The following is a 3,166-nucleotide window of genomic DNA, read 5'->3' on the forward strand; positions in this document are numbered from 1 at the left end:
GGCGAGCATCCTCAGGCGCATCTGGCCCGGTATGCCGGCATCCTGCAGGCCGACGCCTATGATGGGTACAACCAGCTCTATCTGGCGGGGCGCCAGCCCGGACCGATCCGGGAGGCGGCGTGTTGGGTCCATGCGCGGCGCCCGTTCTTCGCCATGGCCGATATCGAAGAGAATGCGCGGCGCAAGGCCGCCGGTAAAAAGGAGATCCCGCTCTCACCCATCGCGGTCGAGGTCGTGCGGCGGATCGATGCGCTGTTCGAGATCGAACGCTCCATCAATGGCAGGAGCCCCGAAGGGCGTCTGGAGGTGCGACAGACGCTGAGCCGGCCTCTGGCCGAGGACCTTCAGGTCTATATGCGGGAGCAACTCGCCAAGCTGTCCCGTGGGCACGACCTGGCCAAGGCATTCAACTACATCCTGAAGCGCTGGGCGAGCTTCACTCTCTTCCTCGAGGACGGCCGCGTCTGTCTCTCGAACAATGCCGCCGAGCGAGGATTAAGAGGTATCGCTCTCGGGCGAAAATCCTGGTTGTTCTGCGGCTCTGATCGCGGCGGACGGCGCGCGGCTTCCATGTATAGCTTGATCGTCACGGCCAAAATGAACGGCGTCGATCCGCAGGCCTGGCTCACGGATATCCTTGCCCGCATCGCCGCCCACCCAGCTCATCGGCTCGATGAGCTTCTGCCCTGGAATTGGACGCCGGGATCAGCGATAGCTGCGCAAGCGGCGTAATCTACGAACTGATGACGCTGCGTGATGACTAACCCGCCTGTGGCCCACGCCGGCTTTCAATTACCCACAAGCGCCTGATTCAATTGCGGGAGGCTTCGATCGAAGAATCTTGAATCGGATGAATCGCTTGTGATTCATTGTTGAGCACCTGAATCGCGAGCGCGAGGTGCCATCATGTGTTCGAGCGGTACGACATCTCGTCGGTTGGCGGGGCCGGATGGTCCCCAGGATGAGCCTGATGAAAGCGCCGTCGAACACTGGACCGAGCGCGAGATCGACAAGACGGCATTCAAAGACGCCCGTCTTGGTCAACGATTTGGCGAGCTGTTGAGGCAAATCGGTGATGGCATGGGCGGGAGCATACCGTTCGCGTGCCAAGACTGGGCGAGCACAAAGGCGGCCTACCGCTTCTTCGCCAACGAGCGCGTGGACGAAGCCGACATTCTCAGCGGCCACTTCGCTGCCACGCGCACGCGTTACGATGATTGCACAGGCCCAATTCTCCTCATCCAGGACACGACGGAATTCACCTATCAACGCGCGAACACGAACGCCATCGGCCTGACCAAAAGCGTCAATAGCGGCCGTGACAAAGGCGGCCGTTGGCGCCATCACACGGTCTGCGGAATGCTGATGCATTCCAGCCTCGCAGTGACCGTCGAGGGCCTACCGCTGGGATTGGCGGCGGTGAAATTCTGGACACGGAAAAAATTCAAAGGCACGGCGCAGCTCAAGAAGAAGATCAACCCGACCCGCGTTCCCATCGAGAAGAAGGAGAGCGTTCGTTGGCTGGACAATCTCAGGCAATCGATCGAACGGCTCGGGCAGCCGGAGCGTTGCATTCATATCGGCGACCGCGAAAGCGACATCTACGAATTGTATTGCCTGACGCAAGACCTTGGCGCTCACTTCCTTGTCCGCGCCTGCGTCGATCGGCTGGCAGGTGATGGCGGCCATACGATTGCGACCGAGATGGCAGAGACCAACGTCAAGGGCCTGCATTACATCGACATGCGGGACGACAAAGGCCAGATGACGAAGGTCGCACTGGAGATCAAGTTCAAGCGGATCGCAGTGTTGCCTCCGATCGGAAAGCAGAACCGTTATCCCGCCCTCGACCTGACGATAATCCACGCCACCGAACGCGGTGCGCCAAAGGGCCGTAAACCGATTGAGTGGAAGCTCATCACGGACCTACCCGTCCGCGGACGCTCCGAGGCAATCGAGAAGATCAGCTGGTACGCCATGCGGTGGAAAATCGAGGTGTTCCACAAGATCCTGAAATCGGGCTGCAGGGCGGAAGACTCAAAACTCCGGACCGCGGAGCGCCTCGCCAATCTGATGGCAGTCTTCTGCATTCTCAGCTGGCGCGTCCTCTGGCTCACCATGCTCAACCGCACAGCCCCGGACGCGTCACCGAAGATAGCGTTAACGGATACCGAGATCGCATTGCTCGATGAACTCATCAGCGACGCCGGCAATCGACGATGTCGCCCCGGAACCCTCGCATTCTACCTGACCAAACTTGCACGATTGGGTGGCTATCTGGCCAGGGCCGGCGATCCGCCACCCGGAAATGTTGCCATCTGGCGTGGCCTTTCCAGATTAACCGATATCGAACTCGGCGCCGAAATCGGAGCGGCTGGAAATGTGGGTAATTGAAAGCCGGTGAAGGCCGCCTTGCCGAATGAGGCGTGTTGTTGAGTACTGTTCTTATGGACAGTGATAGGCGCAGTGCCCAAGTCGAACGGCTTGAAGTGGTGGACACGGGCCGGCGGCGGCGCTGGTCCGAGGACGAGAAGCTCAAGATCGTCCTGGAGAGCTTACAGGCGCCGCGCCAGGTCGCGGCTACAGCGCGGCAGTATGGCGTTTCGCGCTCATTGCTGCTGCGATGGCGACGGTCGTTTCGGCCTGAGCCGAAGGATGGCGCCCATCAACCTGGCTTCGTACCGGCGATGGTGGTCGCGGAATCAGGGCCGACGCCTTGTCCAGTCGCGCCGGCCAGCAGCGGCGGGTCGATCGAGATCGAGTTTGCCGCCGGGGCTCGGATGCGGATCACGGGTACGGTCGACGCGGCAACACTGAAGGCCGCCGTGGCGGCGCTGACAGATGGACGCTTGCGGTGATCCCTATTGCGTCGAGCGTGCGGGTGTGGATTGCGACCGGCCACACGGATACCCGCCGAGGTCTGCGAGAGGATGAGGCAACGATGGAGGATCGGTCTTCCCGGCGCATGCGAACACTGGTGACCCAAATGGCCCGGTCGAGGCCTGTCCGCTAATCAGATCGCATGCGCGCTGATATCCATGATGGCCCGGAGCACTGCGCTCCAAGCAGAGGCCGGATACATTGATGCAAGACCACATCTGCCGGATCGTCGAAATCTTCTTGCACCGCGCGGCCGGACCATACATTGGGTCAAAATGCGAAGAAC

General features: G+C 60.9%; 3 protein-coding genes. All 3 read left to right on the forward strand.

From position 1 onward, the window contains the following. Positions 1-732, forward strand: a 732-nt coding sequence (tnpC, locus tag AC629_RS44230) for an IS66 family transposase (RefSeq protein WP_143199957.1), incomplete at its 5' end; no start/stop codon positions are given. A 174-nt stretch (positions 733-906) separates the two neighbouring features. After that, on the forward strand, positions 907-2,394 hold the full coding sequence (locus tag AC629_RS44235; RefSeq protein ID WP_245332217.1) for an IS4 family transposase: 1,488 nt from the start codon (positions 907-909) through the stop codon (positions 2,392-2,394). A gap of 38 nt (positions 2,395-2,432) precedes the next feature. Further along, positions 2,433-2,858: an IS66-like element accessory protein TnpA gene (tnpA, locus tag AC629_RS44240; protein WP_245332218.1), complete on the forward strand. Its 426-nt coding sequence runs from the start codon at positions 2,433-2,435 to the stop codon at positions 2,856-2,858. Positions 2,859-3,166: the final 308 nt, after the last annotated feature.

The organism is Bradyrhizobium sp. NAS80.1, assembly GCF_001908205.1.
Taxonomy (GTDB): Bacteria; Pseudomonadota; Alphaproteobacteria; order Rhizobiales; family Xanthobacteraceae; genus Bradyrhizobium.

Coding starts and splice junctions, on each gene's coding strand:
- AC629_RS44235 (WP_245332217.1), top strand. CDS start 907: ATGTGTTCGAGCGGTACGACATCTCGTCGGTTGGCGGGGCCGGATGGT.